The sequence below is a fragment of the Nocardia neocaledoniensis genome (assembly GCF_029868625.1).
Taxonomy (GTDB): domain Bacteria; phylum Actinomycetota; class Actinomycetes; order Mycobacteriales; family Mycobacteriaceae; genus Nocardia; species Nocardia neocaledoniensis_A.
In genome coordinates, this window is sequence record NZ_JARWOJ010000122.1 from 1 (window position 1) to 2,473 (window position 2,473).

The 2,473-nt window shown below is 69.8% G+C and carries 3 protein-coding genes and 1 pseudogene; 1 reads left to right on the plus strand and 3 read right to left on the minus strand.

What is annotated here, in order from left to right:
• Both QH270_RS08690 and QH270_RS08695 read right to left on the minus strand, forming a co-directional pair.
• A pseudogene (locus QH270_RS08690) lies at positions 1-139 on the minus strand (glutamyl-tRNA reductase); the annotation flags it as partial.
• A gap of 60 nt (positions 140-199) precedes the next feature.
• Positions 200-877: an NAD(P)H oxidoreductase gene (locus QH270_RS08695; RefSeq protein ID WP_280340016.1), complete on the minus strand. Its 678-nt coding sequence runs from the start codon at positions 875-877 to the stop codon at positions 200-202.
• A 125-nt stretch (positions 878-1,002) separates the two neighbouring features.
• Here QH270_RS08695 and QH270_RS08700 point away from each other — a divergent pair, with 125 nt between their 5' ends.
• Positions 1,003-1,950 carry an AraC family transcriptional regulator gene (locus QH270_RS08700; protein WP_280340017.1) on the plus strand — a complete coding sequence of 316 codons (948 nt, stop codon included), beginning with the start codon at positions 1,003-1,005 and terminating at the stop codon, positions 1,948-1,950.
• On the opposite strand, the gene QH270_RS08705 is transcribed toward QH270_RS08700, so the two are convergent.
• Positions 1,947-2,378, minus strand: coding sequence for a nitroreductase family deazaflavin-dependent oxidoreductase (locus QH270_RS08705; RefSeq protein WP_280340019.1), 432 nt, complete (start codon positions 2,376-2,378; stop codon positions 1,947-1,949). The genes QH270_RS08700 and QH270_RS08705 overlap by 4 nt on opposite strands.
• Positions 2,379-2,473 lie beyond the last annotated feature (95 nt).

A 2,473-nucleotide genomic window follows, 5' to 3' on the forward strand; every position in this document is an offset into this window, starting at 1 on the left:
CAACCGCTTGCACCGCACCGGGTTTCAGTTCGAACAGCTCACGCAGCGCCTCGGCGTAGCTGTCGCCGCCCGGCGTCGAGGCCAGCTGCTTGACGCGCACGGTCGGCGCGTGCAGCAGCTTGTCGACGACGCGGCGCACGGGCAGTTGTTCGGCGGTTGTGGCGGGTTTCCCCCGGCGTTCCCCGGGGCGCGGGCGGGATCAGGCCTCGACCAGGTCGGCGGCGAGGAACTCGTCGACGTAGCCCTCGGCGGTCGCCTCGAACGCGGCGTAGTGTGCCTCGCGCGCCGCGCCCGCGATGGCCTCGCCCACCTGGAAATTGCCCGCCGCGTCGAGGGTCTGCGGCTGCTCCTCGGCATCGGGCAGCACCCGGACGCGGGAATCGGCGAATCCGGAGTAGTAGGCCAGACCCTCGCTGAGCTGTGTCGCGAGCACCTGCTCCATGCCGGGGACGATCGCGTCGTCCGCGGTCGCGCCGGCCAGGCCGAGCCACAGGATGCGCTTGCCCGCCAGCCGGGGCTTGCTGCGGCCGTAGGCGAAACCGTAGTTCCAGACCCGATCGATCCAGCCCTTCATGATCGCGGGCACGCTCATCCAGTAGATCGGGAACACCGCGACGAGCACGTCGGCGTCGAGGATGCGCCGCATGTGCGCCTCGGTCTCGTCGGAGTAGCGCTTCTCGCGGTTGCCCCAGTCCGGCTGGTCGGCCACGGTCATGCGGGGGTCGAAGTGCTCGGCGTGCAGGTCGAGCAGGTCGACAGTGTATCCGGCGGCGATGAGCCGGGCCACGGTCCGACGCGCGATATGGGCGGACAGGGAATCGGTGCGGTGGTGGGCGAGGACGACGAGCGCTGTGCGGGTGGAGGTTTCGTGCGGCACGGTGGGCTCCCTGATCGGTGGTGACGCGGGACCCTTCGTCCCGCACGATCCAGTCAACCGCGCGAACAGTGGACGGTCTATGGACGATCATCTTTACTTGATAGGAGATCGTCTACGATGGGGACATGGATCCGCTGAGTTCCCTGCTGAACGGCGTCCGTGCCGACGGCTCGGTCGTGGCCCACGCCGTCCTGCGAGCGCCGTGGACCATCCATTTCGCCGACCGCGCGCCCCTGATCATGATGAGCGTCATCCGCGGTGGCGGCACGTTGGTGCTGGCAGACGGGTCGCGCACCCGGCTCGGCGCGGGCGATACCGCCCTGGTCCAAGCCGACCAGCCCTTCGAACTCACCGATGTCACCGGCGAATTCGACCGGCCACCCGTCGAGTACGAACTGTCCTGCTTCCTGCCCGACGGATTCGGCGAGGCCGATCTCCAGTGCGCCACACCGGAACTGATCGAGGATGTCACGGAAGATCCTGCGGCCGAACAGGCTTCGCTGGTCGTCGGCGCCTACCGTGCCTCCGATCGGCGACACGAGCGGCTGTTGCGCGCGCTCCCGCAGGTGATGGTGGTGGGCGGTGGGACCGAAGTGTGCGAGTGGCTCGAGCAGTCCGCCGCCGACGCGGTCCGGCTCAGCGCGGGGTCGCAGGCCCTGATGGATCGGCTCATGGACTGGGCGCTGGTCTGCACGCTGCGCGATTGGCTCGCCCAGGAGGCGGAGTGCGCCCCGAACTGGTATCGCGGGATGGCGGACCCGGTGGTCGGTCCGGCGCTGAAAGCCATCCACGCCAAGCCCTTCCAGCGCTGGACGGTCGCCGGCCTGGCGGCCGAATCGGCGGTCTCGCGCGCGCTGTTCGCCCGGCGGTTCACCGAGGTGATGGGCGAACCGCCGCTGACCTATCTCACCGAATGGCGGATGGCCGAGGCCGAGGACCTGCTCGCCGACCCCGCGCGCAGCGTCGCGCAGGTGGCCACCACCGTCGGCTACTCCGACGCGTTCGGATTCAGTGCCGCGTTCAAACGGTCGCGCGGCACCAGCCCGACCGAATTCCGTTCCGCGCTGGTCTAATTCCGGGGCGTGAGCAGCACGAGCGGAATCTCGCGGGTGGTCTTGGTCTGGTAGTCGCCGTAGCCCTTGTACGCGGCGACCACCCGCGGCCACAGTTGCGCGCGCTCCTCGGCCGTGGCGACGTGGGCCAGCATCGGCTTACGCGGCCCCTGGGCCAGCGACACCTCGACCTCGGGGTTGTCGCGCAGGTTCAGGAACCAGGCCGGATGGGTCGGGTCGCCGCCGCGGGAGGCCACGACCACGATGGTGTCGCCGTCGATGATCGGCGTGGTCAGCATGACCGGGCGCGGGGCGCCGGATTTGCGGCCGACGGTGGTGAGTTCGAGGGACGGCATCCCGAAGATCTGGTTGCCGATCCGGCCGCCGGTGACCTTGAGCAGGGCACGGTGGATGCCGTTCATGGCCTTGAGCTGGAAGTCGGTGGGCATGTCCGCAATCTACCCCCGCGCGGGCCCGCCCGCCCCGGGGAGTGGAGGGAAAAGGCGAGGCGGGCGCGGGAAAGGCGGTGGCCGTTGGCGAGCGT

What these genes read in the sequence shown, in the direction of transcription:
- QH270_RS08705 (WP_280340019.1), bottom strand. Translation starts at nt 2,378, where the DNA reads ATGCCCACCGACTTCCAGCTCAAGGCCATGAACGGCATCCACCGTGCC.
- QH270_RS08700 (WP_280340017.1), top strand. Translation starts at nt 1,003, where the DNA reads ATGGATCCGCTGAGTTCCCTGCTGAACGGCGTCCGTGCCGACGGCTCG.